The 25,410-nt window shown below is 57.4% G+C and carries 25 protein-coding genes; 15 read left to right on the top strand and 10 right to left on the bottom strand.

The window, feature by feature from the left end; genetic code table 11:
* Positions 1 to 40: 40 nt before the first annotated feature.
* On the top strand, positions 41 to 916 hold the full coding sequence (locus DK391_RS01425) for an isocitrate lyase/PEP mutase family protein (protein WP_109476199.1): 876 nt from the start codon (positions 41 to 43) through the stop codon (positions 914 to 916).
* Positions 917 to 1,026: 110 nt separating this feature from the next.
* Here the strand turns inward: DK391_RS01425 and DK391_RS01420 are convergent, their stop codons facing one another.
* On the bottom strand, positions 1,027 to 1,719 hold the full coding sequence (locus tag DK391_RS01420; RefSeq protein ID WP_204117267.1) for a cation transporter: 693 nt from the start codon (positions 1,717 to 1,719) through the stop codon (positions 1,027 to 1,029).
* Between the two features lie 286 nt (positions 1,720 to 2,005).
* Here DK391_RS01420 and DK391_RS01415 point away from each other — a divergent pair, with 286 nt between their 5' ends.
* From DK391_RS01415 to DK391_RS01405, 3 genes are read left to right on the top strand one after another with little or no spacing between them, the layout of a single operon-like run.
* Complete coding sequence (locus tag DK391_RS01415; RefSeq protein WP_109476197.1) at positions 2,006 to 2,599, top strand: cytochrome b/b6 domain-containing protein; 594 nt, start codon at positions 2,006 to 2,008, stop codon at positions 2,597 to 2,599.
* Positions 2,600 to 2,601: 2 nt separating this feature from the next.
* A complete protein-coding gene (locus DK391_RS01410) occupies positions 2,602 to 3,375 on the top strand; it encodes a molybdopterin-dependent oxidoreductase (RefSeq protein ID WP_109476196.1) in 774 nt (257 codons plus the stop codon).
* A gap of 53 nt (positions 3,376 to 3,428) precedes the next feature.
* Entirely contained in the window at positions 3,429 to 4,043 is a 615-nt protein-coding gene (locus DK391_RS01405) for a hypothetical protein (RefSeq protein ID WP_109476195.1), read from the top strand.
* Positions 4,044 to 4,077: 34 nt separating this feature from the next.
* Here the strand turns inward: DK391_RS01405 and DK391_RS01400 are convergent, their stop codons facing one another.
* Positions 4,078 to 4,344 (bottom strand): type II toxin-antitoxin system prevent-host-death family antitoxin, encoded by a 267-nt coding sequence (locus tag DK391_RS01400; protein ID WP_109476194.1) that lies wholly within the window; start codon positions 4,342 to 4,344, stop codon positions 4,078 to 4,080.
* A gap of 157 nt (positions 4,345 to 4,501) precedes the next feature.
* Positions 4,502 to 4,735 (bottom strand): hypothetical protein, encoded by a 234-nt coding sequence (locus tag DK391_RS01395; RefSeq protein WP_109476193.1) that lies wholly within the window; start codon positions 4,733 to 4,735, stop codon positions 4,502 to 4,504.
* Positions 4,736 to 5,222: 487 nt separating this feature from the next.
* Here DK391_RS01395 and DK391_RS01390 point away from each other — a divergent pair, with 487 nt between their 5' ends.
* The 3 genes from DK391_RS01390 (at position 5,223) to DK391_RS01380 (ending at position 8,008) form a co-directional block, all read left to right on the top strand.
* Positions 5,223 to 5,678, top strand: coding sequence for a MarR family winged helix-turn-helix transcriptional regulator (locus DK391_RS01390; RefSeq protein WP_109476192.1), 456 nt, complete (start codon positions 5,223 to 5,225; stop codon positions 5,676 to 5,678).
* 194 nt (positions 5,679 to 5,872) lie between these two features.
* A complete protein-coding gene (locus DK391_RS01385) occupies positions 5,873 to 6,310 on the top strand; it encodes a tautomerase family protein (RefSeq protein WP_109476191.1) in 438 nt (145 codons plus the stop codon).
* A gap of 33 nt (positions 6,311 to 6,343) precedes the next feature.
* Entirely contained in the window at positions 6,344 to 8,008 is a 1,665-nt protein-coding gene (locus tag DK391_RS01380) for an MFS transporter (protein WP_109476190.1), read from the top strand.
* Positions 8,009 to 8,352: 344 nt separating this feature from the next.
* Here DK391_RS01380 and DK391_RS01375 read toward each other — a convergent pair whose 3' ends face one another.
* On the bottom strand, positions 8,353 to 8,739 hold the full coding sequence (locus DK391_RS01375) for a MarR family winged helix-turn-helix transcriptional regulator (RefSeq protein ID WP_239482665.1): 387 nt from the start codon (positions 8,737 to 8,739) through the stop codon (positions 8,353 to 8,355).
* Between the two features lie 232 nt (positions 8,740 to 8,971).
* Between DK391_RS01375 and DK391_RS01370 the strand changes: the two genes are divergently transcribed.
* The 6 genes from DK391_RS01370 (at position 8,972) to DK391_RS01340 (ending at position 16,059) form a co-directional block, all read left to right on the top strand.
* Entirely contained in the window at positions 8,972 to 10,507 is a 1,536-nt protein-coding gene (locus tag DK391_RS01370) for an MFS transporter (protein WP_109476189.1), read from the top strand.
* A gap of 532 nt (positions 10,508 to 11,039) precedes the next feature.
* A complete protein-coding gene (locus DK391_RS01360; protein ID WP_109476187.1) occupies positions 11,040 to 11,606 on the top strand; it encodes a TetR/AcrR family transcriptional regulator in 567 nt (188 codons plus the stop codon).
* A gap of 147 nt (positions 11,607 to 11,753) precedes the next feature.
* Positions 11,754 to 12,578, top strand: a complete 825-nt coding sequence (locus tag DK391_RS01355; RefSeq protein ID WP_109476186.1) for an oxidoreductase — start codon at positions 11,754 to 11,756, stop codon at positions 12,576 to 12,578.
* 175 nt (positions 12,579 to 12,753) lie between these two features.
* Positions 12,754 to 13,725: a GlxA family transcriptional regulator gene (locus DK391_RS01350; RefSeq protein ID WP_109476185.1), complete on the top strand. Its 972-nt coding sequence runs from the start codon at positions 12,754 to 12,756 to the stop codon at positions 13,723 to 13,725.
* Positions 13,726 to 14,354: 629 nt separating this feature from the next.
* Entirely contained in the window at positions 14,355 to 15,161 is an 807-nt protein-coding gene (locus DK391_RS01345) for an SDR family oxidoreductase (RefSeq protein ID WP_109476184.1), read from the top strand.
* Positions 15,162 to 15,192: 31 nt separating this feature from the next.
* Complete coding sequence (locus DK391_RS01340) at positions 15,193 to 16,059, top strand: type 1 glutamine amidotransferase domain-containing protein (protein WP_109476183.1); 867 nt, start codon at positions 15,193 to 15,195, stop codon at positions 16,057 to 16,059.
* 126 nt (positions 16,060 to 16,185) lie between these two features.
* Here the strand turns inward: DK391_RS01340 and DK391_RS01335 are convergent, their stop codons facing one another.
* Positions 16,186 to 16,980 carry a type 1 glutamine amidotransferase domain-containing protein gene (locus tag DK391_RS01335; protein WP_109476182.1) on the bottom strand — a complete coding sequence of 265 codons (795 nt, stop codon included), beginning with the start codon at positions 16,978 to 16,980 and terminating at the stop codon, positions 16,186 to 16,188.
* Positions 16,981 to 17,089: 109 nt separating this feature from the next.
* Positions 17,090 to 17,887 (bottom strand): SDR family oxidoreductase, encoded by a 798-nt coding sequence (locus DK391_RS01330; RefSeq protein ID WP_109476181.1) that lies wholly within the window; start codon positions 17,885 to 17,887, stop codon positions 17,090 to 17,092.
* Between the two features lie 253 nt (positions 17,888 to 18,140).
* Between DK391_RS01330 and DK391_RS45175 the strand changes: the two genes are divergently transcribed.
* On the top strand, positions 18,141 to 18,377 hold the full coding sequence (locus tag DK391_RS45175) for a hypothetical protein (RefSeq protein WP_239482663.1): 237 nt from the start codon (positions 18,141 to 18,143) through the stop codon (positions 18,375 to 18,377).
* Positions 18,378 to 18,540: 163 nt separating this feature from the next.
* Here DK391_RS45175 and DK391_RS01320 read toward each other — a convergent pair whose 3' ends face one another.
* Positions 18,541 to 19,935: an aspartate aminotransferase family protein gene (locus tag DK391_RS01320; protein ID WP_109476371.1), complete on the bottom strand. Its 1,395-nt coding sequence runs from the start codon at positions 19,933 to 19,935 to the stop codon at positions 18,541 to 18,543.
* Between the two features lie 548 nt (positions 19,936 to 20,483).
* On the opposite strand from DK391_RS01320, the gene DK391_RS01315 reads away from it, so the two are divergent.
* Positions 20,484 to 21,659, top strand: coding sequence for a porin (locus DK391_RS01315; protein ID WP_109476179.1), 1,176 nt, complete (start codon positions 20,484 to 20,486; stop codon positions 21,657 to 21,659).
* 154 nt (positions 21,660 to 21,813) lie between these two features.
* Here the strand turns inward: DK391_RS01315 and DK391_RS01310 are convergent, their stop codons facing one another.
* The 3 genes from DK391_RS01310 to DK391_RS01300 form a co-directional block, all read right to left on the bottom strand.
* On the bottom strand, positions 21,814 to 23,223 hold the full coding sequence (locus DK391_RS01310; protein ID WP_239482662.1) for an NAD-dependent succinate-semialdehyde dehydrogenase: 1,410 nt from the start codon (positions 23,221 to 23,223) through the stop codon (positions 21,814 to 21,816).
* A gap of 368 nt (positions 23,224 to 23,591) precedes the next feature.
* A complete protein-coding gene (locus DK391_RS01305) occupies positions 23,592 to 24,731 on the bottom strand; it encodes an FAD-dependent oxidoreductase (protein WP_204117266.1) in 1,140 nt (379 codons plus the stop codon).
* A 2-nt stretch (positions 24,732 to 24,733) separates the two neighbouring features.
* Positions 24,734 to 25,402 carry a cupin domain-containing protein gene (locus DK391_RS01300; RefSeq protein WP_109476177.1) on the bottom strand — a complete coding sequence of 223 codons (669 nt, stop codon included), beginning with the start codon at positions 25,400 to 25,402 and terminating at the stop codon, positions 24,734 to 24,736.
* Positions 25,403 to 25,410: the final 8 nt, after the last annotated feature.

The raw sequence follows: 25,410 nt of genomic DNA, 5'->3' as shown, positions 1-25,410 counted from the left end.
CTCAACCTGTGAATTCGACCACGCTTTCGGGAGATCGACCTTGACCCGCTCCGCACGCTTTCGCCAGTTGTTTCAGCAAGGACCATTCTGTTGCCTGGGCGCACACGACGCCATTACGGCCAAACTGGCCGAAGAGGCAGGCGCCAAGGCGCTCTATGTCTCGGGATTTGTCGCGTCTGGCGTGATCGCCGGCGAAGCCGATATCGGCGTGCTCTCACAGACGGAAATGTTCGAGCACATTCGCCGCATTTGCCGCGCAACCTCGCTGCCTGTTTTTGCGGATGCCGATACGGGCTATGGCGGCATTCTCGACGTGCAGCGCACGATACGTCTGTGGGAAGAAGCGGGCGCGTCGGTGCTGCATCTCGAGGATCAGGCGTTGCCGAAGAAATGCGGGCATTACGCGGGCAAGCAACTCGTATCGAAAGAAGAGATGGTGCTCAAGCTGCGCGCGATGATCGAAGCGCGCACCGATCCGGATTTCTTTATCGTCGCGCGTACGGACGCGATCGCGGTCACGGGCATCGAGGATGCAATTGCACGCCTTCAGGCCTATGCGGAAGCGGGCGCGGACGGCCTTTATGCAGATGCGCCCGAAAGCCTCGATCACATGCGCGAACTGACACGACGCCTCGCACCGCTCGGCAAGCCGATTCTCTTTAACCAGGCGCGCACTGGAAAAAGTCCTTTCGTGTCGATGCAAGACGCCTACGCGATGGGATTCGCCTACACGCTTGCTCCGATCGAATCGTTGCTGACCATGCACAAGGCAGTGAAGGACGTTTTCGCCACGTTCCTGCGCGAAGGCTCGACCGATGCGATTGCGGATCAGATGAGCACGTTTGGTGACTACAACCGCTTCGTTGGACTGGATGAGGCGGTTGCGACAGAGAAGCGTTTTGCGGGCAGCGTGTGAGAACGCGTTTCCTCGACGGTCCCGTCAGTGATGACGGGGCCGTTTTTATTTAGCCGCTTCGTTTTGTACAGGCGCAAACAGAAACGGTTGTATGCACGACAAATTGTTGTTCAGCGCAGTCGTGAAAACCGCGTCCTGAGGTGGGTAAAGCCTTCGCGGATCGGCCCGTTCTGCTGAAAGACTGCCGTGGCGACCATGATGAGGCCGATCAGGGCGCTCGCGATATGGTCGAGGCCACCAAAACCAGCCGCTACACCGGCCGCGCCCACGGCTGCAACACAGGCCGACAGCGCATCAATCCGTGCGTGCCACGCGCCGGCGGCCAGCACGCCGGCGGCGCCCGAGTCGCTGGTGGCAACAGCGTTCGCTGCGCCGTCGAGCCGCCGCGCGGTGGACTCGCGAATGACCAGCACGAGCAGCGCCATCAGAATAGCCCAGCCTGGCGCTGCCGCCGTGCCGCCAGCCGCTATCGATTCAGCGTGATCGAACTGGCTTGCTAACCCCTGCAGAAGAAAACCCGCGCCGACTACCGCCGAAAGCGTGGCGCACAGCGCGGCGGGCGTCCTTGCCGGATGCGCGTTCGCAATCGCCAGTATCAACTTTCCACGAGGATGGAGCGCGGAGAACAACAAGGCGTCGACGAGCAGATCGACGAGCGTATGCGTGCCGTCAGCGACGATCGCACTTGAACCGGCAAGCCAGCCGATCAATAGCTGTAACGCCATCAACAGGACGCTTGCAAGGACGCCGATATACGCGGCGCGCAGCGGCGCCCGGTCACAATCCGGGGTGACGGGTTGCATTGGGTGGGGGCGTGAGTTCTTGTCCCGGTACCGTATATGCGGCAGATTGCGAGTTGATGACGGCCCACAGGAAGCCGCACGCCTGAATATCCCGCTCTGACACACATCGGTCATTTGACCGATACCCCCGCCTCCGCCCAACTGCGATCCTTCTCTTCAAGCCAACCGGCATCCACTGCGCGAACGCAGTGACAGCTTTGCCGCGTGAACCATGGTGCGCGCATGACGCGCAGCCCTGCGTCGCAGATCGCCATGTGCGCCCCATTTCATCGACAACGAGGTTTCCTTGAATCACGCCACGATTCACCCCATGTGGGTGCGCGCGTTTCACTGGATCAATGCTGTAGCGGTGATCCTTATGTGCATGAGCGGCTGGCAGGTGTATGAAGCGTCGCCGATCTTCAGTGCAGTGCGCTTCCCCTCGGCTATTACGCTCGGCGGCTGGCTGGGCGGGGCGCTGCTGTGGCACTTCGCGGTCATGTGGGTGCTGGTTGCCAATTTCGTCGCGTATCTGGCACTGGGCATTTTCACCGGACGACTGCGCAAAAACATCTTCTCCGTCACGCTTCGCGCGGGTGCTACCGACTTCATCGCCGCGCTGCGCGGCAAGCTGAGCCATCACGACCTCAGCACATACAACGGTGTACAGAAGCTGGCATACCTCGTCGTCATCGTCGATATTGCGCTGGTGATCGTGTCCGGCCTGACGATCTGGAAGCCGGTGCAGTTTCCGCTTCTGCGGACATTGATGGGCGGCTTCGATAACGCACGCGTCGTTCATTTTGTCGCAATGAGCGTGCTTGCTGGATTCTTCGCGATCCATGTTGCGATGGTCGCGCTCGTGCCGCGGTCGCTACTCACCATGATCCGGGGCCGCTAATCATGACTTCACGTAAAGACGTGCAGACGCTCGACGCTGCATCCATCATCAAGGACGCGCAAAAGGAACTGGGTTCGTCGTCGCGCCGTCTGTTTGGCAAACGAATCCTGACGCTGGGCGGGCTGGCGCTTTTGTCGGGCTGCGATCTGACCAACGACAAAACGGTCAACAACCTGCTGCGCACGATGTCCTCGTTCAACGACGATGCGCAGGCACTGCTCTTCGATCGCAGCAAACTCGCGCCGACGTATCCGGAATCGATGATGACGCGGCCGTTTCCGTTCAACGCTTTCTACGATATCGATCAGGTGCCGGACGTCGATGCACAGACGTACCGGCTGCAACTCGCGGGTCTGGTCAAAGGCCGGCGCACGTGGACGCTTGCTGATCTGAGGGCATTGCCGCAACGCAGCCAGGTGACGCGGCATATCTGCATCGAAGGCTGGAGCGCGATCGGCAAATGGGGCGGCGTGCGTTTCTCCGACTTCCTGCTGCTGGCCGGCGCGGACACGACGGCGAAATACGTCGCGCTGCATTGCGCCGACAACTACTGGACAAGCATCGACATGCCGACAGCGTTGCATCCGCAGACGCTGCTCACGCTGACCTATGACGGCGCCATTCTGCCGGCGAAGTATGGCTTCCCGATGAAACTGCGCATCCCCACCAAGCTCGGCTACAAGAATCCCAAACATATCGTCGCCATCACGGTGACGAACGAATTTCCCGGCGGCTACTGGGAAAACCAGGGCTACAACTGGTTCGGCGGATCGTGAGCCGCACGCTGCTGACGTTTTCAATCACATCACATCACATCGACGGAGTACCTATGTTCAATCGTTTCAAGTTCGCTGCTTCCCTCGTCGCGCTGACGATCGCCGGCACATCGTTCGCTCAAACTCCGGCGGCGAAGCCGGAGCGCATTCGTGGCGACATCGTGTCGTTCTCCGGCAATACGCTGACGGTGCATCGTCGCAGCGGCGAAACCGTGACGATCGCCATGAGCGATAAATCGCAAGTCAGCGCAGTGAAGCCGATCCAGCTTGCCGATATCAAACCGGGTTCGTACGTCGGTGCGGCGGCCACGCCCGGCCCCGACGGCAAGCTGACCGCGAAAGAAGTGCTGGTCTTCCCCGAAGCCGCACGCGGCACGGGCGAAGGTCACTATGCATGGGATCTCGGCGCCAACAGTTCGATGACCAACGCGAACGTGGACACGGTTGTCGAGAGCACGAGCGGTCGCGATCTGAAGCTCTCGTACAAGGGCGGCAGCAATTCCATCACGGTGCCCGCCAATGTGCCCGTCGTGACGCTTGCTCCCGCCACGCGTGCCGATCTGATCGCCGGAAAGAAAGTGTTCGTGGTGGCGGCGCCCGCCAACGGCGGCGCCTATGGTGCGCAATTCGTCGTGGTCGAGAAGGACGGCGTAGCGCCGCCGATGTAAAGGTGTGCCGTTTCTGGAAGGGGTACGTGCGCCTCTATGAAGACACCTTGCCCAGGCGGCTGAGCACCGAATCAATCTCGCTTCGCGCGCCTTCCAGAACGTCGCTGTGGCGGCTCGCCAGTTCTTCGAGGAGACTGACGGCTCGCCGCAGTGATTCAAACGACTCAACGTCCTGCAAAACGGCCTTCGCGGCACCATTGCGTGAGATCACCACCACCTCATTGCTGCCGTTGACTGCGTCGATCAAGGCATCTGCGTGCACTTTCAGATGCGCAACCGAAAACATGCTGTGTTTTTTCATCTATCGTCCAGGACTTGGTACTGCGTCGTCGCTATTTAACGGCACGAATCGCCTGAACTTGACACGAAGTTTCTTCTGAAAAATTTCTACCGATTGTCGCGGGGTGGTGTGTAAAATTTTCCCGAAGTTATGGAAATGCCGGACTTGTTTCCTTGAGTTATAACCAGGTGAAGAGCTTCGCAACATTGGTCATGTTGTCCTTCGCGAATCGGTGCCCGATCGCGGCTTCAAATATCTCGCGTGCAGGGACTGCTTCCAGCACGCGCGCAACGTCAGCACTCGAACGCTTCAACATCCCGATCAACTCCGCAAGTGCAGTGACGTGAATTCCCAGCAGCTTTGCGAGTGTGGCGCGCCAATCTCCTGGCGTTCCTAATCTTTGCGAGAGCATTCAGGAAGCCAGTCGATTAACTGTGACTACAGCGCAGTCCGGTCGAGACGATATCCCGATCGCTCACGTGGCCCCGAGCACAGTATGAATTCTTCGCAGTCCAGTCGGATATCTTCCTGCGACTGATGACGTAGCTCACCATCTAAGCCGGATAAGACAGTTCGATGTTGAGCCGACTGGAGAAGCCTTCATGGGCCGCATTATCGGGCGGGCATTCGGACTTGGCGCGCTCCCGGCTAACGGAATTGTGCGCTCGTACCGATGGTGCGATCGAATCGCATGGATTGATCAGGGCGCCGACGCTGAGAACAAGCGGCTAGCAAGTGCTGATGGTGGCCTGCTGTATCCGGGCCATTCGCGGCGAACGCCGGGCGGCAGGCACGCCATTGGTCAAATCGCGTTGCCGGTTGACCACGTGTCGCCGTGGGAGTATTTTAGATGTATCTACATCCGCGTGTGCCGAATATTCCGCCCGAGTTAGCGACCAATGTTTACAGACTGCTATTGCACCCAGTTTCGACGATCTGCGAATGCGCTCACCGGCATTTACGATGACGCCTTGCGTCCCGTTGGTCTGAAGATTACGCAGTTTTCGCTGTTGCGGGCGCTTGAACGCTTGGGCAAGGCGACGTTCAATGAGATCGCTGCCGAGGCGGCATTGGATAAGACGACGATCTCTCGGAACGTGAACATCTTGATCAACGCAGGGTGGGTAGTGACCGAAGCAACATCTGACGCTCGATTCAAGGTTGCCAGTCTCAGCAAGGAGGGCGTCCAGAAACTGCGTAGCGCAGAGCCGTACTGGCAATTGGCGCAGGCAAGAGTCGAGCGGGAGGTCCAGCGCTTCATGAAAGGGCCGGCAAATCAGAAGCTACTCGGGGCGCTTGAAAGCTTACAGACTGTTGGTTCTTCCGCACCGGATACGGCGACGACACGGAAATAACGTCTGCCGGATTAGCAAAGACGGCTTTCGTTGCGGGTTTACGTGCCCTATGAGTGGGGCACGGGATCAAATAAGATGCAGGTACATCTAATATCCGCTTGGCGTCAGTGGTGAACAGCCACGAGCAACGGCCTTTTGCGGCTGAAGTTTCACTCATATAGATGTACATGCATCTTTAATTCAAGGAGACTGAAATGCCTACCTACACCGTGGAAGCGGCTGCTGGCCGCCTGAGCAAGGATATGAAACAGCGGATTGCAGCCGGCATAACCCGCGCTCACAGCGAAGCAACGGGAGCACAAGGATTTTTTGCGCAGGTGATTTTCCGGGAGATTCCTGAAGGAGATCATTTCCTTGGTGGGGCACCGCTACAGTCGGACCAGATATTTGTGTCTGGACACATTCGAGCCGGGCGCACCGTAGAACAAAAAAAGCAGCTCCTGAGTGCCATCGTTAAGGTTGTCGAGGAGGTTGCCGAAACAAAGAAGCGCTATATCTGGGTGTACCTTTCCGACATCGCGCACTCCCAAATGGTCGAATTCGGCCAAGTACTTCCCGAGCCGGGTACCGAGTCGCAATGGCTGCAATCCATGGCATCCGAAGATCGCGACTACCTGTTGAGCATTGGTTGAGACTCGGGCTGACCACGGAGTGATAGAGAACCCATGAATACATCTACTTACGCTGTCCAAAAACAGAGAGGAATGACGCGCGACGAGCGGAAAATCGTCTTTGCGTCTTCTCTGGGCGCCGTTTTCGAATGGTACGACTTCTATCTTTACGGATCGCTCGCCGCGATAGTGGGCAAGCAGTTTTTTTCCGGCGTCAATGAGACAGCGGGCTTCATCTTCGCTCTGCTTGCGTTTGCTGCGGGTTTCGCTGTGCGGCCTTTCGGAGCGCTAGTGTTCGGTCGCCTCGGCGATCTGGTAGGCCGCAAATACACCTTTCTGATCACCATATTGTTGATGGGCGCATCGACTTTCGTCGTCGGCGTTCTACCATCGTACGCGTCAATCGGTATTGCTGCGCCAGTACTTCTAATCTTGCTTCGATTGATTCAAGGCCTGGCACTCGGTGGCGAGTATGGCGGTGCGGCGACCTATGTGGCGGAACATTCGCCAGCGGGAAAGCGTGGGGCATTCACCGCCTGGATCCAAACCACGGCGACGCTGGGTTTCTTCTTGTCACTTCTTATCGTTTTGGGTTCTCGTTTAACAGTAGGCGAAGAAAAGTTCGCTGATTGGGGGTGGCGAATTCCATTCGTGTTTTCCATCGTGCTGGTCTCCCTGTCGGTATGGATACGGCTGAGCCTGCATGAGTCTCCGGTTTTCCTCAAGATGAAGGCCGAAAACGCGACGTCGAAAGCACCTATCAAGGAAGCATTCGGTGAATGGAAAAACGTGAGATTAGTGCTCGTAGCTTTGTTTGGTCTTGTCGCCGGTCAATCGGTCATCTGGTATGCAGGACAGTTCTATGCCCTGTTCTTTCTCACTCAGACATTGAAAGTAGAGGCTGTGACGGCCAACCTCCTGATCGCAGTCGCACTGTTGATCGGTACCCCGATGATCGTCTTTTTTGGAGCGCTATCTGACCGGATTGGACGAAAGCCAATCATGCTTGCTGGATTCTTTCTGGCCGTTGTTTTCTACTTCCCGATCTTCCATGGGCTTGCACGGTACGCCAATCCGGTTCTGGTGGAAGCGCAGGAGCGGGCACCCGTGACGGTCGTCGCCGATCCGAAGGCATGCTCCTTCCAGTTCAATCCCGTGGGTACTTCTCAGTTCGTCAGATCTTGCGATATCGCGAAGTCGTTCCTTGCGAAAGCTTCCGTGAACTATACGAATGTCGAGGCGCCCGCAGGTACTGTCGCGACCGTTCGTGTAGGTGAGCGCGAGATTCCCAGTTTTGAGGGCGCGGGCTTGAGCGCAGCTCAGCGCGCTGCCAAACTCAAGGAATTCAACACCGAACTGGGCAGGCAAATCGATGCCGTTGGGTACCCCAAGACAGCCGACCTGAAACGGTTGAATTACCCGATGGTAATGCTGATGCTCGTCTGCCTCGTGTTCCTTGTGGCGATGGTGTACGGACCTATCGCTGCTTCGTTGGTGGAACTGTTTCCGACGCGAATCCGATACACGGCGATGTCGCTTCCTTACCATATTGGAAACGGGTGGTTCGGCGGATTCTTGCCAACGACAGCATTCGCCCTTGTTGCTGCGACCGGGAATATATACGCGGGCGTCTGGTATCCAGTGGTGATTGCTGCAGTTTCATTCGTCGTAGGCCTTGTATTTCTGCCGGAAACGAAGAATCGAAACATCGAAGCGTGAAAGACCTCTTGAATGGGCGGCCGGATGGGCTTTGCGTATCTGATACTCAGGCACTGACGGACCGCTAGCTGACTCAACCAGCGTCGCATTGTACTGCGCGATGTTAGGGGCTTCATGCGATCATAAGACGCCGTGAAGCCCCTGCGGGCGGGTCGGATCCACACGATCGGCAAGGGCTTTACGATGCGGCCAATCCTGTGCGTATGACATCAGAGGGCCAACCTGCACGACCACTATCGCGCACCGCCTATCGACGTGGATCTGTGGTGAAGCAGCATCTCCAATGTCCACTAACATTGGCCGTTGCTTATCACGAGGTTTAGACGCGGAAAGCGTTGCTGCCTTTATTCTGGAAATGTTTCGCGAAAGACGGGCGAAGCGAGGTGGTCTAACAGTGCAAGCAACTGGCTGCTTGCCGCTGCACCTACCGTCGATTCGAAGCGGCGTTGAATCGGCTTCCAGTGCGACGCTGCTTCTTTCAGTTTATTCCGACCATCGTTGGTCAGTGTGACGATTCGACGTCGAGCATCATTGGCGTCTTTCTCCAGGCTCAGGAAGCCTTCGCGAATCAGCGGTTTGAGCGTATGCCCCAACGCAGAGAGATCCATCACCATATCGCCTGCCAGTTCGCTCTGGGTCGGCTTTCCGAGCCTTTCAACCGTGCGCAGAAGGTTGAACTGCGCTGCATTAATTCCCGTTGGTGCGAGCGCCTGATCGTAAATCTGTCCCATGCTTCGCATGGCGCGACGAAGCGCGCCATAGCTACACGCGCTGGACGTCAGCGCACTTTCGACGTGTCGATGCATCGGCATACCTCACTGAATTTTCTATATTATGGCATATGCCAGTTAACTGATACCATGAAGAATCTCGCTTGCGAGTGCGTGCATAAATCATAAAGTGGTATATGCCACTGTTGCCCCAGGCATACCGCTACGTTGACGACGGAACAAAGTGAATCTTATGAACAGAAAGTTGCTGCTCCTGCTATGCGTTTCAGTCCCGTCGTTCATGATCAACCTTGACGCGAACATCGTCGCGGTGTCGCTTAGTTCGATTGCGGGATCACTGCATGCCGATTTTGCGTCGATTGAATGGGTTATTTCGGCCTATGTACTCGCGTTTGCGAGCCTCCTGATGCCCGCGGGCGCATTGGCGGATCGTTTCGGGCGAAAACGTATTCTCGTACTCGGACTCGCGATCTTTACCGTTGCGTCGTTCTTTTGTGGCGCTGCCAGATCGGTCGCGTTGTTGAACGTCGCGCGCGCTGTCCAAGGCATCGGGGCCGCGCTACTGTTGAGCGGTGCGTTGGCCGTACTCTCGCATTCATTCCACGGCAAAGAGCGCGCCAAAGCATTCGCGTTCTGGGGTTCCGTGATTGGTATCGCGGTGATGCTTGGACCTGTCGCAGGTGGCGTCATCACGCAATCATTGGGCTGGCAATGGGCGTTCTACGTGAACTTGCCAATCGGCGTCGTGATGATCGGGCTCACGTTATTCGTCGTAGAAGAATCGAGAGACCCCGCCGCCAGTCACATCGATCTGATGGGCGTGGTGCTGTTTAGCGGATTCCTCGGATTTCTGACTTGGGCTCTGATCTCGGGAAATCGAGAAGGGTGGACCAATCACTGGATCTTGTGGCGTATGGGCGCAGCCATGTCACTATTGGTTGGATTTGTGTTTGTCGAGCGACGTGAATCACGACCAATGGTCGATCTGTCTTACTTCAAGGTGCGCACCTTCCTTGGTGCGAATATCGCAGGAGTCGCCTATCCGGTAACGTTTCTGACGATGCTCACATATCTTCCGTTTTTCTTTCAGAGCGCACTTCATCGAACGCCACTCGTCGCCGGCCTGATGATGCTGCCGCTCGCGGCGCCGCTTTTTGTCATGCCACGCATCGTGTCGGCGCATCTGGATCATCGCTTGTCGGGACGTGCATTGTTATCAATTGGCTTGTGTCTCGTTTCGGCAGGTCTGATGATGACGTCGCTTGTGATCGATCGATTGAGTTATCTTGAGGTGCTGGCACCAATGTTCGTCGCGTCATTGGGTGCGGGGATCTTGAATGGCCAGGTGCCAAAGGTCAGCATGACCGTGATCCCGGTTGACCGGGCAGGAATGGCATCGGGGATCGCAGGAACCGTGCGTTTCAGTGGTCTGGTGCTTGGGTTTGCGGCGTTGGGCGCGGTCTTGTTCACCAGCGTTGACGGCAGTATAGCGATGCATTTTCCGCTGGCCAGTTTGCAAGACCAGGCGCAGATGACGCGACTGACCGCGAACGGAAATTTCGACGCCGCGGCGCAAGTGCTGGTCGGTCAGAAAGTCGTTATCGCGGTGCTGATTGGAAGTCTCGCTCGAGGCTATCAGACGCTCATGATTGTTGCCGCTGCATTGGCTATCGTAGCCGCCGCCTTGACATGGTGGCTGACGGATGCCCGGGATACAGCGCCACAATCGGCGGTCGCAGTGAACTCCGTGAATACTTTGCTGGATTAAAGTTGATTTGAGCACCAGGGCAATCCGGATTGAGCCTTTTCGGATGCATTGGTGAGGTATCGAGCAGGCCGCGTGGCAGATTTGGCTCTATCTGAGAAAGCAACCGATGGAGGCGCAGCGTTTGTCACGATCGATACTCGGTCGAGTCCGAGGCATAGCCGGTTAGGCTTCTGATGAGCCGCCATGAGCGATTCAAATGATCGTTCGCTCCCGCTGATTGCTCACGAGCAGTCATTGGCGCCGCGGAGGATCGCGTCGCCCTTTGACGGCAGAGCGAGGCAGCCAGTCTGTTGAGAATCGACAGGAGCGGTGGAGCGTCCCCGGCGTTTTTACAATAGGTGACGTGCGATCCGTCTCGGCAAAGCGAGTCGCGACGGGTGTGGGAGAGGGTGTGGCAGTGGTCTCACAGATTCATGGTGTCTTGCTCGAACGTCGGCGGCCGTAATGAGAGCGTCAACAGCATGATAGCGATATAACGACTACTTGACTGACTAGCCACTCTCTATTAATCTTTGCTGCAAGGAGAAATAGTGTGGCTAGACCCCGAAGTGAAGAGCGACGAGACGCAATTTTAGCTGCTGCGACCCGTGTTATTGCATCTCAAGGACTTGGTGCGCCGACTGCAGCGATTGCGAAAGAGGCGGGCACCTCGAATGGCTCGCTTTTCACCTATTTTGCGACCAAGGCGGATCTACTGAATGCGCTTTACCTCGAGCTCAAGGGCGAGCTGGGTTCTGTCGCGCTAGCAGGCGTGCCCGTCGATTCTGACATCCGCACTCAAATGCTCCAACTGTGGCGAAACTGGCTTCATTGGGCAATGTCGTCACCGGAGAAGCGCAAAGCGCTACAGCTTCTAAGCGTCTCGAAGGATCTCACAAGTCAGACCCGCGAAACTGGGCTTCAGCTGACGGCCGGCATGGCCGCATACATCGAACGATGTCGGATGAATGGTCCTATGCGCAATGAGCCGCTGATGTTCGTTGGTGCCCTCATCAATTCGATGGCGGAGGCGGCTATTGAATACATCATGACGGATCCAGCCAACGCTGAGAGCCGCTCGCTAGCGGCTTTTGAGGCAGTGTGGCGCGCGGTGACATAATTTTTGCTAATAAATGACTGACTAGACAGAAATTAATGAGCGCAAATCATTAGAGCAACCTGACGTCATTTCCTCTTCGAGTTTGAGGAAGCAGCAGTAAGAGAAGCTTAAGCACACATCACAGCAACAGCATTGGAGCGGCACAGCATGAATACGAGAGAAAGACCGGTCGCGCTTGTCACGGGAGCGTCGTCGGGAATGGGCAAGGATTTCGCGCTACGCCTGCTCAAGGAAGGGTACACGGTTTATGGTGCTGCCCGCCGGGTAGACCGTATGAAGGAGATCGAGGTAGCAGGAGGACGGGTCTTGCGGCTGGACGTCACTGACGATCAATCGATGGTAGACGCCGTGGCCCGCATCATCGCCGAGCAGAGACGTATCGACGTGCTGATCAACAACGCAGGATACGGGCAGTTTGGCGCGTTGGAAGATGTGCCGATCGTTGAAGGACGTCGACAGATCGAGACCAACCTGATCGGTGTGGCGCGCCTCACGCAGCTATGCCTGCCATACATGCGGGCGCAGGGCAGTGGTCGGATCATCAACATCTCGTCAATCGGCGGGAAGTTGGCGATGCCGCTCGGCGGCTGGTACCACGCCTCGAAGTTTGCACTGGAGGGGCTCTCTGATTCATTGCGGAACGAGGTACGTCCTTTCGGCATTGACGTTGTCGTGATCGAACCGGGGGGAGTTGAATCCGAGTGGTCAGAGATCGCCACTGAGGAGGCCACGCGCTATTCCGCTGAAGGTGCCTATGGGGGCCTCGTGAGGAGCTTTCGCAAGATGCAGGGGCGACTCAAATATCCCCATGCGAAAGTGATTAGCGATCTCGTCGTGAAAGCACTCAGGGCGAAGCATCCGAAGCCTCGCTACAACGGCGGTCATCTGGCTGCCCCGTTGCTTTTCCTGCGACGGCACTTGTCCGATCGCATGTTTGATCGTCTTGTAACCCGAGCTTCCAAAGGGTGGTGATCGAGTTCGCAAGGGATTGATTGGTCGAGCCTCCGACTCTCGTGGTCAGCCGTGGATGCGGCTGGATAGACATCGTCGCTTGGTGGCGGCGGCGCGAGCCGGCAGCCGCTTTTCCGAATGAAGCGAGCGTCGGACATAACCTGGTATCGCGGTAGACCGATATTGGAGCGTAACCATGCGTGACATCGCGTTTGTTATGTACCCGGACTATTCGACCACGACACTGACCGTCGTCATGGCTTTCGAAGTCGCCAATTCTGTGACTGAAACACCGCCCTATGCACTCCATTTCGTTTCGGAGACCGGCGGAAAGATCAGAACTTCCTCTGGCATGTTGGTGGAGAGCAAGCCGTTTGCACAAACACCCTTTCACACACTCTTCGTCGGTGGCGCGGCAAGTCCAACGACATCATCGCCGGGGCTGATCGACTACATCAGGAACGCGCCCAGACTGCATCGCCGGATCGTCGCGATTTCCACCGGCGCTTTCGTGCTGGCCGAAGCGGGGCTTCTGGACGGACGTAATGCCACCACCCACTGGATGCACGCGCCCCGTCTTCAGGCACAGTACCCGGCGGTCAAGCTCGCGCAGAACTGCATCTTCACCCACGACGGTCCAATCTGGACGGCAGCAGGCGGAGCTGCGGGTCTCGATCTCAGTCTGGCAATAATCGAGAATGATCTTGGCGCGGGCGTCGCGAAGGCGGTGGCGCGTGAACTTGTCATCTATCATCGCCGTACGGGCAGTCAGTCGCAGATCTCCACGCTGCTGGAGCTTGCGCCGAAAACGGATCGAATCCAGGCGGCATTGACCTATGCCCGTGACAACCTGCACAAGCCCCTTACCGGCTCTGATCTCGCCGAGGCGGCGCATTTAAGTTCTCGCCAGTTCAGCCGCGCGTTCCTGGCGGAGACGGGACATTCGCCGGCCAAGGCGATTGAAATACTCCGGGTAGAAGGGGCGCGCAATCTCATGGAGCAGAGCCGGCAACCGATCGAAGTGATCGCTCGCCAGACTGGTTTCAGCGACCGTGACCAGATGCGACGCGCGTTCTTGAGAGTCGTTGGACAGCCACCGCAGACACTCCGGCGTACTGCTCGGCTTGAGGCGACGGATTCTACCGAGGCATCCGTAGTCATAGACTGAGCCGCACGTGCTCAGAGTTCAACTCAAGCTTGAGACTGTCAGTGCGCCGCACGCCTTAGTCAGCTTCTGTTGGCAACCAGCGATCTCGCTCGCTGCAGCGTATGCACAATCCAGTCTTGTCGCACTGCAATTCTCTTGCGACTGCTTTGCAGAGCAACGCGCCAGCTACCTTTCTGAATGCATTGCTAAAGGGGCTTGGACTCGCGAAGACAGGTGGTAGTGCCATGTCGGTTGTCGAAGGCGAACTACTCTCGTGCTTTGCAGAAAGCGGTGCATTTCCTCAATGCCCTTTCTACTTGAGATCCGAACATACATCCGTTGCCCTCAATTAAACATTCCATGGCGAGGATGCAGTCGACAGTGTCAATACAGCGACATCACCGCTACATATTCGCATCGACTGAAATGTTAGCCATGACTTGGCGAAGATCCGTTTCCCGGTAAAGGGCACTCAGCAGTTCTCGCTAACTGTGTGTTTCTTCTCAAGACACGTATCAGTTCCTCTCGGGAACGCCGGACATCAATGGCAGGAATGGTTGGATATACGACATTGAGGATGTCGCTCGAGCGAATGACAATAGCTTCCGAACCCGACGGTGTGTCGGATCAACATTCAAAGTGAGAGCGAAATGACAAATCCTTCAAAGGGCACTGCCGTCATCACCGGCGCATCGGCTGGTATTGGTGCCATCTATGCAGACCGTCTGGCAAAGCGAGGCTATGACCTTATTCTGGTTGCTCGTAATGCGGCGCGTCTGAACGATCTGGCAACACGTCTAACAGCGGAGACCGGCCGCTCGGTGAAAGCGGTGATAGCCGACCTCAACGACAAGGCGGCTCTGGCATCAATCGAGTCGATCCTCCAGCAGGACAAGAGCATCACGATGCTTGTGAATAACGCAGGGATCGGTTCGGTTGCTTCGGTTCTCAAGGGCGACGTCGCTGACATGGAAGCGATGATCAATCTGAACATCACCGCGCTCACGCGTTTGACGTACGCAGTAGCGCCGTCATTCGTTGAAAAGGGCGCTGGGACCATCATCAATATCGGCTCGGTGGTCGGCATTGCGGTTGAACTGCTGAACGGCGTCTACAGCGCATCGAAATCGTATGTCATCAGTTTTGGCCATGCGCTCCAGCGTGATCTGGCCGATAAGGGCGTGCGGATTCAAACCGTGCTGCCGGCGGCGACTGCCACTGAGTTCTGGGATGTGGCCGGGTATGCACCGCAAAAGGAAGCACCGACGACGATGACGGCTGATGATCTCGTCGACTCCGCACTGGTCGGTCTCGATCAGGGTGAACTGGTCACGATCCCGACGCTTCAGGATGGAACCGTCTGGGAACGTTGGGAAGCCGATCGCAGAGCGATGACTCCTCAATTCGCCAATGCCAAGCCGGCGCCCCGTTATGCCTCGCCCAAGGCGGGCGTATAAATCATCAACAAGTCATTCCTGGAGTATTTCTGTGAACATCTTCAAACTGGGCGCTGCCGTCCTCGCACTCGCCACGACCTTCGCTCTTCCAGTCAGCGCATCCGCGCAATCGAAAGGTAAAGTACTTGTCGTCATGTCCAGCGCGCACGAACTCGATCTGCGCGATGGCAAGAAGTACGCAACGGGCTACTATCTGAACGAGTTCGTCGTACCGTATCGCAAGCTCGTCGAAGCCGGCTATGAACCCGTCATTGCCAATCCGAACGGCGATATGCCTGTGATGGATGCAAACTCGAATAACAAGCTGTTCTTCGGTGGCGATGATAAGGCGCGCGCCGATGCACTGACTTACTCGAAAGGCATCCAGCAACTGAAGCATCCCAAGACGCTCGCCTCCGTCGTAGCGGAAGGGACGAACGGTTATGTCGGCCTGTTCATTCCTGGTGGTCACGCTCCGATGGTAGATCTGCAGAAAGACAAGAACCTTGGCAAGATTCTCACGAGCTTCCATGAGTCGGGACGTCCGACGGGCATCATCTGCCATGGTCCGATTGTCCTGTTGTCCACGCTTCAGGATCCGGACGCGTTCGTTGCATCGCTCATCGCGAATGACGGCAAGGCAAATTCGCTTTCGAAGGGTTGGCCTTATGCCGGCTATCACCTGACAGTCTTCTCGACCGGCGAAGAGCAGCAACTGGAAGGGCCGAATGGCTTGGGCGGCAATGTGCAGTTCTACCCGGTTAATGCGCTGGCAGAAGCGGGTGCTCACGTCGAAAGTGTCGCGAATTGGCATAGCAACGTCGTTGTTGACCGTGAACTGATTACGGGTCAGCAACCTATGTCGGCACCGGAGTTCGGCGACGTGCTGGTCGCGAAGCTGAACGCTCGCACGCACTGATTTTGTAGCCCATAACGACGACCCTGGAAACTCTCCAGGGTCGTCGATTTTGTTGCTTAAGCCTTCAACCGTGCTTGTTCTTGAGTGAACAGATCACGGAATTGCACAGTTAGGAATCGACGTGGTTTAGTGCCCGACCTGCTCTCTGAGTTTTGCTACGAGAGCGTCGCCAAACGCCGCGGCAGACATTGGCTGTTGGCCAGTAATCAGTTCGCGATCAACCACCACGTTAGGGTGCCAGTTTGCGATGGTCTCGACACGGGCTCCGGCTTCGGCCAAAGCGTTGACAGGGTAGTATTGAACGTTCCCGCCCAGTCCGCTGGGGCCCTCGAGAGCCTGCTCCTCGCCTGTCGCGAAGACTGTCAAGCGGTAGCCCGCGTAAGGCCAGCCCGCGTTGAGAGAACTGGCCTTGCCGTCACCCGCGATCATTGAGGCGATGAACGCGTCGGGATCCGGCAGGGCGGAAAGAAGCACAATCGGGCCGTGGCAGATAATACCGGTCGGACGCGCTGTATCGTGGAAGCTGGTCAATATCTTGCCGAGGTTCTTGTCCTTCAGCAGATCCGCCATCGGCGCGTGGCCACCCGGGATGAATAGTCCAACATAACTGTCAGTACCTTCTTCAAGCATCGCCGCCAAGGTTTTCGGCCGATCGAGTAGCGCCAGATCCTCCGCGAACCTGAGTGCATCTGCCCGAGCCGAGTCGTCACCGCCGAAGAACATGGCGTTGTTGGAGTTGGCATCCATCACCGGACGGTCGCCTTTCGGGTTGGCAATCACCGGCTCATACCCGGCCTCGAGCAGCTTGCGGTACGGCACAACAAACTCGTTCAGATAGTACCCGGTCGAATAGGTTTTACCATCCTTCAGATCGAGCGTATTGGCGCTCGACATGATCACGAGAACTTTACCTTTGGACATAAGGATCACCTTTTATGGAGCGAACGCCAACGGATCGTTGGTCGCTTGAAAATAAATGGGATTACTCGGGAGAAAGTCGCTGCAGATCACGCAGCCCTTAAGCAACGCGTCACGCGATGTGATAGCGCGGGGCGGGTTTCGGGTTCAGGAATTTTGCGGACATCTCGCGACGGTCTTGCTCCCAGCGAGTCCATGCCTCGGCTTCGTGCAGACCAGGAATAGTCACCAGCTCTCCTGCGTCGAGACCGTTCAGCGCCGCGTCGACGAGATCCTCCGCCCGCATGGTGATATCGGAAGTCTTCTGGGGAGCGTATCCTGCCACGTCCCAGAACTCGGCGGCCGTGGCGCCGGGTAGCACCGTCTGGATGCGCACGCCCTTGCTGGCCAGGTCTTTCTGCAACGAATGGCCAAAGCTCAAAACATAGGACTTCGACGCGCTGTAAACGCCATTGAGGTTCTCGACAGCTATGCCCACGACCGACGAGATATTGATGATAGTGCCGTTCCCGCGCGCCACGAAAGCAGGGGCGACAGCATAGGTGAGGCGGGTCAGCGCAGTGATGTTCAGTTCGATCATCGCTTGCATCTTGTCGACATCGGCCTGCAGAAGCGACGCGACCGAGCCGATGCCTGCATTGTTGACCAGCATGGTAATGCGCGAGTCTTCGCGGAGTATCTTTTCTATCCGGGCCAGTCCAACCTTGTCATTCAGGTCGGCCGCCAGCGGTGTCACCTGAACCCCCGTTGTAGCGTGCAGGTGCTCGGCAGAGGCTTTCAGTCGCTGCTCATTGCGAGCGACAAGGAACAGGTCATAACCGCGTTTGGCGAGCCGGTCGGCGTAAATCGCGCCAATTCCGGCGGATGCGCCTGTGATCACGGCGACACCTTTTGGGGAGGAACTGCTCATCGTGGTTCTCCGTCTCCACTGACTCTTCATTGAGCCAGTGAACATAAACTACGCTTGCAGCCCGAACTCACAAATGCCGTTTACGCGGAGATTTAGGACGTTGACTTTAAGTGTTGCCTGGCGTCGTTTTTTTCCTGTATGTTGGCTACTCGAATTTGGCTTCCTTCGCTTAGGATGTGGAATTCGCGAGTTCGACTATCTCCTGTTCATCTTCAAAGCGGATGAGCGGCATCAATAACGCAGATGTCGCCTCGTGAAAGAGCCGCATGTCCCGCTGAACGTCGGAAAGTACGGTGGGAGCATAAAAGTTCGAACCTGGCGCTTCAAGGCGTTTGCCTCCCGTAAGCAAATTGGCGCCACGCTCGATAGCATCGCCAACGTGCTGCGCGATCTTCGCGACGGCTTCCGCATTAATCATCGGCCCAATGTGTGCGAGTCGATCTGTAGCGGGACCTACGCGAAGCGTACTTACACGCTCAACAAGACGTAAGGAAAATTCATCGTAGATATTTGACTGCACGTAAATATGATCTGGGAAACTGCATCTATCTCCGACATTTCCGAACCTTGCGTCGATCAACGCCGAAACAGATGCGTCGATGTCTGCGTCGTCGAAAACAATGAACCGGCAATGCCTGCAAGATTCTGTCATCTCAGACGAGTGCCCCGCCGCGCAAAGCCGAACGAACGTCCTTGAATTCCAGCATGTCATCAAGCGTGGCCTTTACGCGAGCGAACATTTCTTCACACTCGTCGCTGGTCAGACACAGCGCAGGAGCGAACCCGAGAACGTTATCGCCGAACGCACGGAAGATGATTCCGTTGCGATAAGCCGCTTCGAACAGGCGTGCGGGTAACTTAAGGGATGCATCGAACGGCGCTCGTGTCGACTTGTCACTGACGAGTTCCAGTGCGCCAAGCAATCCGCGATATCGTGCGTTACCCACAAGTGGGTGATCCACAAGAGCCTCGAGCCCGGCCTCGAACTGTGATGCCCGTGCTTGCCCATTGGCGAGCAGCCCACCCTCGTGATACAGGCGTAGCACCTCAAGCCCAATGGCCGCGCTAACCGGGTGTGCAGAATAAGTCTGGCCATGGCCGATCGGTACGTCTGGGGCTGCGCCTGTCGCGATTGCCTGGTACACGTGCTCCGCCATCAGCACCGCGCCCATTGGAGCGTAGCCGGCCGTGAGGCCTTTGGCGACGGTCATCAGATCGGGTTGAACGTCTTCGGCCTGACAGGCAAACAGTGGTCCCGTCCGGCCGAATCCCGTAATGACTTCGTCTGCCACGAACAGAATGTCGAGCCGCGTACACGCGTCGCGCATTGCCCTGAGCCAGCCGCGAGGCGGCACGATCACGCCACCGGATCCCTGCACGGGTTCACAAAAAAATGCAGCGACATTGTGCGCGCCGAGCTCATGGACTTTCGCTTCCAGTGCCCTGACCGAGGCCTCGATAATGGCTTGTGCGTCGTCGGGCGTCGCGCTGCGATACGGATACGGCGACGGGATATGGTGTTGTGTAGCCAGGGGAAGATCAAAGTTGCGATGAAAAACAGGCAGGGCAGTCAATCCCGAGCCAAAGGAGGACGAACCGTGATAGCCGCGCTCGAGGGCGACAAAATGCTTTTTATGAGGCTTACCGAGCGCGTTGTAGTAGTGCGTGATGAACCTTGCGGCTGAGTCAACCGCGTCCGACCCTCCGAGCGAAAAGTACACGCGGGTGAGTGCGTCCGGCGCGAGAGAAGTCAACCTGTCTGCGAGTTCAATCGCAGGTTCCGATCCGAAGTGGAAATATCCGGTCGCATACGGGAGCTTTGTCATCTGTCGGGCCGCAGCCTCAACGATGCTCTGCTGACCATAGCCCGTGTTGACACACCATAACCCCGCGAACGCGTCGAGTAGACGATGACCGTCTACATCTGTCAGCCAGACTCCTTGTCCGGAATCGAGAATCGTCACGCCACGAGTCTCATGTGCCCGGTATCCAATGACAGGATGAATGAGATGTTGGCGGTCCGCCTGAATCAGGGCGTCCTTATTCATTAAGTTACCTCGCTGCAAGAGAAGGATTGGCACTGCAGTCGTCGACTGCTCATCCATCCGTTTGCCTTCTGCCGCGAGCTACCGCAGCAAATCTGGCAATCAAGCAACTGAGGCACGAGATCGGGAGGAAGCTTGATTTGAACAGACAGACGTCTGGATCAAACGTTATCTATTCCTAAATCGTCGGTCTTCCTCCAGGGCCGAGCAAAACTTGATTTAAATATCCGCATTCGAGAGCAATGCTCGTCGAGCAGCACGTCGAGGCCTTGACCAAACACGTTGGCCATCACGAGGTAGATTTTGCAACGCAATCGTTGCAAAGAACCAGCATTGAGGGAAGCACGCCGAGCACGTCTTGTACCGAAGGAAATGCCTCAAGGGCCTACGCATCGTTCCATATGAAAGCGAACTGCGCATTTCCTACCTTTCGTACATAGAGCCAGTCAAATTGGCCACCAAGAATTCTTCCAGGTGCTGCCTGATGCAAGTGCCTTGTGGTGCCACACCGCAGCTTGAGACCGACTAGCGAAAATTTCCAAGGAATGCAGATGAAGAAAATGATAATCGCGTTTTCTGCGCTGACAGGGATCGCGTTTAACGCTTACGCGCAGAGCAGCGTAACGCTATATGGGATTATTGACGAAGGACTTCTTGTCAACACAAATGCAGGCGGCCATCGCCAGTATGCTTTGACAAGCGGCAATGTATCGGGAAGCCGCTGGGGTGTCCGGGGTTCAGAAGATCTTGGCGGCAATCTCAGCGCGATATTCGTTCTTGAGAGTGGCTTCAATGGATCGACTGGTTCGCTTGGCCAGAATGGGACGTTCTTTGGACGCCAGGTTTATGTTGGCTTCACTTCTCCCACATGGGGCACGGCAACACTAGGACGACAGTATCCAACCGAGTACGACTACGTCGGGCCGCTGACGGCAGGTGGCGACTGGGCGGCGTCTGGCGCTGGATTTGGTGCGCATCCCGCGGACCTCGACAATCTGGACGGCACTTATCGGTTTAATAACTCCGTCAAATACAGATCTCCGTCATACGCGGGTTTCTCTTTTGGCGCCCAGTACAGCGTCGGTGGTGTCGCAGGAAACTTTACGCGAAATGAGATCTACTCTCTCGGAACGGGCTATAACGCAGGCCCAGTGACGATCGGTGCCGCCTTCACGTACGCGAAAAATCCAAATTTCTCGGTCTTTGGCACCCGTACCAATGACAGCGCCACTGGTTCAAATATGTCGGGTCCGGTGATCAGCGGATTTGCTTCGGCGGCGACCCAACAGATTGCGGCAGTGGGGGCGAGTTACAAGATCGGTGCTGGCTCGATATCCGCCGCATATAGCAACACGGTGTACGGCAAGCTTGGGTCGACTGCGATTGCGGGCGGAGCCGCGCCGCTGACTCGAGGCTCTGCAGTGTTTAACATTTATGAAACGAGCGCAAAGTACTACTTGACACCGACACTGCAAGTGGCCGCAGCGTATGCCTACACTCAGGGTTCCAGCCTCGCCGGGCAAAGCGGTGCAAAGTACAACCAGGTCGATCTGGGTGCCAATTACTTCCTGTCGAAGCGCACTGACCTGTATGCACTCGCTTTCTTCCAAAAGGCGAGCGGTCACGATTCGACGGGACATAGTGCGGTTGCCCAACTCGCGTTTGCGTCTGCCTCGACTTCGGATCGTCAGCTCATCGGTCTTGTTGGTATTAGACACAAGTTCTGAATGCGTGAAGATCGATCTGAAATCGTAATATGCGGATATCTACACTTCGGCACTCCGGTTGCCGAAGTGTAATGTGGGTGTTTGAGCGTTATGCATCCGTTCTCGATGTGCCTGGTCAAGGGCTGCATCCGGCGCGGCCCTCGACGGCTTGATATCACGCGGCGTTGCTGACAAGGACGAGCTTCTGGTTGACGAATTCCTTGATCCCGAGCTCTGACAACTCGCGGCCGTAGCCCGAACGCTTGACACCGCCAAAGGGAAGCTCAGGCGCTGTCGACGCGAAGGTGTTGATCCAGATGGCGCCTGTCTCGATGCGCGAGGCCAAGGCTTTCGCACGTTGGATGTCCCTGGAGAACACCACACCCGCGAGGCCGAAGCGAGAATCGTTGGCGAGGTCCACAGCCTCATCGTCGTTCTTGACGACGTAGATTTGTGCAACCGGGCCGAAGAACTCTTCGAAATAGGCCGGGTTGTCGCGTGTCACGTTGGTCAGGATTGTAGGCTCGAAGAAGTTACCCGGACGGTCCACCGGCTTGCCGCCAAGATGCAGTGTCGCGCCGGCGTCCACGGCGCGTTGGACCTGTTTGGCAAGACCCACGCTGGCCTCTGCCGAGGAAAGCGGTCCCAGCCTGGTGTCTTCTTCCATCGGATCGCCGATCTTTACCTTCGCCATGGCATGGGTGAAGCGTTCGAGGAATTCATCGGCGATCTTTTCATGGAGCACGAAGCGCTTCGCGCAAATGCACTCCTGGCCAGAGATGTGCAAGCGGGAAAATACGCCGGCGTCGATGGCCTTGTCCATATCCGCGTCCTCAAGGACAACGAAGACGTCATTGCCGCCCATCTCGAGAGTCGATTTCTTCAGGTGCTTGGCGGCTTGCGTGGCGATGGCAGCGCCGGCGCCTTCGGACCCGGTCATGGCGGCACCGACGATCCGGTCATCGGCGATGATGTTGGCGACCTGGCTCGACGTGATAAACAGGTTTGCCCACGCGCCCTTTGGCGCGCCAGCTTTGTTTACCAGCTCTTCGAATATAGTCGCGCAGTGGGGGACGATGCTCGCGTGCTTGGAGATAACGGGATTGCCGGCGGCGAAGTTCGGCGCGAGCACCCGCATCAATTGATAATAGGGAAAGTTCCACGGCTCGACGACCATCATGACGCCAAGCGGATGATGTTGAATCCAGGCTTCGCCAAGCGCGGAATCAATCTTGACTGGTGCCAGGAAGCCTTCGGCCTTGCGAGCATAGAAGCGGGCGATCTCGGCGATGATCCACACCTCGTCGCGAGCGTCGGAGATCAGCTTCCCCATTTCCTGGACGCAAATCCTGGCGAGTTCCTCGGCGCGGGCATCGATGAGATCGGCGAGGCGTTCGAGGACCTGCAAGCGAGATTGGATTGGGCCCTGCGCCCAACTCGATTTATAGAGCTTGTGAGCAGCCGCCAGTGCTGCCTCGATGTCGGCGTCGGTGAGATTGGGGTAGGTCTTGATCAGTTCGTTGGTCGTCGGGTTGATCGTTTGATATGCCATGACGGCTTCCTTCTGATAGAGGGTAGTCAGCATCCATGCGCCGCTCATCGGGTGAAGGGCGATGGCTGGTTTGGCTTGATCGATCCGGATCTTCGTTGACAGTCCACTGGCGTGCCTGTTCCTCGCGAGATAGGAACGCGATGAAAAGCAGCAACGATTTGCGTTGTAGACCCGAACCTTCTACGTTGAGACCGGCGATCCGGCCGCACGAAACGGGTCTCGAGAGTCGAACTCCTCCTGATCCGTCCGTCTGTTAACGGTAAGCCACTCTCGCGGTGTCTTGAATGCCAAATAAACGGAGATTTAAGCCGCGCTCTAGGTTGACCGCCGGGTACTGTGCCACCAGACGACGACGTAAATCCGGCGGTTCGTCTTCCAGTACTGACCCGCAGCCACTGCTCTTAACGGAATGGCGTCGGGATAAGCGAAAACGAGGGCAACGCCTGGACTGCTACCCGTGCAGCCTCAATGGCACCAGCTACATAGCCCGGAAAATGCAATGACCATTCGCTGGCGATGCCGGTTAAACGTCCGCGCCAGGGGCCGGACGCGGCTGTGCTGGGAGGTGCTTCAGCGTGATGTCCCGTCGCGTCCAGATCGGCGGCAGTGGCTGTATAGGGCTCTCGCGCCCAGTCCTTGATGACCTCGGCGCGAGGCGTCGATGCTTGCGGCCCAAACAGACGCGCGAGTTGCGCACGGCACTGTGTGCGCAAAACGTCTTCGGAGACGTTCTTGCGCACGTGCGGCGGCACGCCGAAGAACCCAAACAGCGCCGCGCTGCCGCCGGGCATGGAGGCATCGTGGATTTCGCTCAGCGGCCCATGTGCACTGCGGGCCTCGCCGGACAGTCCATGCTCGCGCCAGAACGGGCTGTCGTAGATAGCAACGTATTTAGCGTGGGACGCCATCCACGTTGCTGTTGCGCGCCACTGCTGAGCCAGTGCTTGCGGCAACGCAGGCTCGAACGCGATGGTGTTCTCGACCAGGCGCGGAGGCAGCGCCAGCAACACATGCTCAGCGCGCCAGACCGTGAGGTGGCCATCACCGTTTTCGCTCTCCAGCTCGAGATGTGCTTCCATGTTGCGCAGGCGGCGCACTGCCTGGCCGGTAACGATCCGTGCCGGATCGAGCCTGCTGCGCAAAGCGTCGATCAGTGCGCCCATGCCGCCCGTCAGACGGACCGAGGCCGGCGAGTTGACGTAACCACGAACGCGCACGGGCGGCTCGTCGCGTGAGCGTTCCACCACCATATCGCCCGTTTCGAATTGCTTGAAACGTTCCAGTCCCAGGTCATGGACCAGGCGGTCCAATTCGCGCTGGTAATCGGGCCAAAACCAGGCCGGCCCCAGGTCGAACCGGTCGCTGGTGCTGGTGGAGTCAGCCATAGCCTGCTCCGACGCACTGACGGACGCGATCCGGCCGCCGAGTGTGTTCCTTGCTTCCAGCAGCACGTACTCCCTGATGCCTCGACGCTCCAGGAGATAAGCGGCATACAGACCGCTTAACCCAGCACCAACAATCGCAATGCGTGCAGTTTGCATGGCTATGCCTCCATCGCCATGCCAGCCAGGTGACCGGTCTTGAGATAGACGGTGGCGCCATGCGCGCCAGCGGCGATATCGAGGGACTCGCCAACGGGCACGCGCATCCAGCTGCCGTGCCCATAGGACTGCCCACCTGCCACCACGTCGCCAGCCAGCACGAGCAGCTCGGCGCCTTCCACAGGTTCGGCAAGCAGAAGTTCATTCGGGGCAAGTCGTTGCAGACAGACCTGTTCCGCCTCGTTTGAGAATAACGGGCAGACCTCGCGACCACTTTGGCGGTGCCACGCGGCAGGATCGCGGGTGTTGATGCGCACGCGATGCTGCTCGTGGGCCTGCATCTGCTGGAGTTTGACGAAGATGACGGCGCCCTCGACACTGGACGGTTGGTGGCTCGAGTCAGGCGGATTGCGCAGATACCAGCCCACCGGGTAGTGCTCGTCCCCTTCGGAGAGCATGCCGGCCAGTACAAGGATTTCTTCGCCGCCAGGGTGAAGGTGGCGAGGAAAGTGGGAACCGGGTGCGTACCGCACGATGCTGGTTGAGCGTGCCTTCTCGGCGCCTATACGGTCCAGCATCACGCGTTCGACGCCGCTCTGAGGCGAGGCGACCCATTGGTATTCGTGGGACGCCACGATGGCGCGGCGCGTGAAATCGGCGTTAATGAGCATGGACGTAT

Origin of the sequence: Paraburkholderia sp. C35 (assembly GCF_003121405.1) — a bacterium.
Lineage (GTDB): Bacteria > Pseudomonadota > Gammaproteobacteria > Burkholderiales > Burkholderiaceae > Paraburkholderia.
This window is presented reverse-complemented; position numbering and strand designations above follow the sequence as displayed.

Bases quoted from the DNA above. Each gene is read 5' to 3' on its own strand.
- DK391_RS01350 (WP_109476185.1), top strand. From the start codon at position 12,754: ATGCGTGACATCGCGTTTGTTATGTACCCGGACTATTCGACCACGACA.
- DK391_RS01370 (WP_109476189.1), top strand. From the start codon at position 8,972: ATGAACAGAAAGTTGCTGCTCCTGCTATGCGTTTCAGTCCCGTCGTTC.
- DK391_RS01355 (WP_109476186.1), top strand. From the start codon at position 11,754: ATGAATACGAGAGAAAGACCGGTCGCGCTTGTCACGGGAGCGTCGTCG.
- DK391_RS01400 (WP_109476194.1), bottom strand. From the start codon at position 4,344: ATGAAAAAACACAGCATGTTTTCGGTTGCGCATCTGAAAGTGCACGCA.
- DK391_RS01420 (WP_204117267.1), bottom strand. From the start codon at position 1,719: ATGCAACCCGTCACCCCGGATTGTGACCGGGCGCCGCTGCGCGCCGCG.
- DK391_RS01385 (WP_109476191.1), top strand. From the start codon at position 5,873: ATGCCTACCTACACCGTGGAAGCGGCTGCTGGCCGCCTGAGCAAGGAT.
- DK391_RS01305 (WP_204117266.1), bottom strand. From the start codon at position 24,731: ATGCAAACTGCACGCATTGCGATTGTTGGTGCTGGGTTAAGCGGTCTG.
- DK391_RS01315 (WP_109476179.1), top strand. From the start codon at position 20,484: ATGAAGAAAATGATAATCGCGTTTTCTGCGCTGACAGGGATCGCGTTT.
- DK391_RS01310 (WP_239482662.1), bottom strand. From the start codon at position 23,223: ATGCTGACTACCCTCTATCAGAAGGAAGCCGTCATGGCATATCAAACG.
- DK391_RS01335 (WP_109476182.1), bottom strand. From the start codon at position 16,980: ATGTCCAAAGGTAAAGTTCTCGTGATCATGTCGAGCGCCAATACGCTC.
- DK391_RS01390 (WP_109476192.1), top strand. From the start codon at position 5,223: ATGTTTACAGACTGCTATTGCACCCAGTTTCGACGATCTGCGAATGCG.
- DK391_RS01330 (WP_109476181.1), bottom strand. From the start codon at position 17,887: ATGAGCAGTTCCTCCCCAAAAGGTGTCGCCGTGATCACAGGCGCATCC.
- DK391_RS01405 (WP_109476195.1), top strand. From the start codon at position 3,429: ATGTTCAATCGTTTCAAGTTCGCTGCTTCCCTCGTCGCGCTGACGATC.
- DK391_RS01345 (WP_109476184.1), top strand. From the start codon at position 14,355: ATGACAAATCCTTCAAAGGGCACTGCCGTCATCACCGGCGCATCGGCT.
- DK391_RS01380 (WP_109476190.1), top strand. From the start codon at position 6,344: ATGAATACATCTACTTACGCTGTCCAAAAACAGAGAGGAATGACGCGC.
- DK391_RS01300 (WP_109476177.1), bottom strand. From the start codon at position 25,402: ATGCTCATTAACGCCGATTTCACGCGCCGCGCCATCGTGGCGTCCCAC.
- DK391_RS01320 (WP_109476371.1), bottom strand. From the start codon at position 19,935: ATGAATAAGGACGCCCTGATTCAGGCGGACCGCCAACATCTCATTCAT.
- DK391_RS01395 (WP_109476193.1), bottom strand. From the start codon at position 4,735: ATGCTCTCGCAAAGATTAGGAACGCCAGGAGATTGGCGCGCCACACTC.
- DK391_RS01375 (WP_239482665.1), bottom strand. From the start codon at position 8,739: ATGGGACAGATTTACGATCAGGCGCTCGCACCAACGGGAATTAATGCA.
- DK391_RS01410 (WP_109476196.1), top strand. From the start codon at position 2,602: ATGACTTCACGTAAAGACGTGCAGACGCTCGACGCTGCATCCATCATC.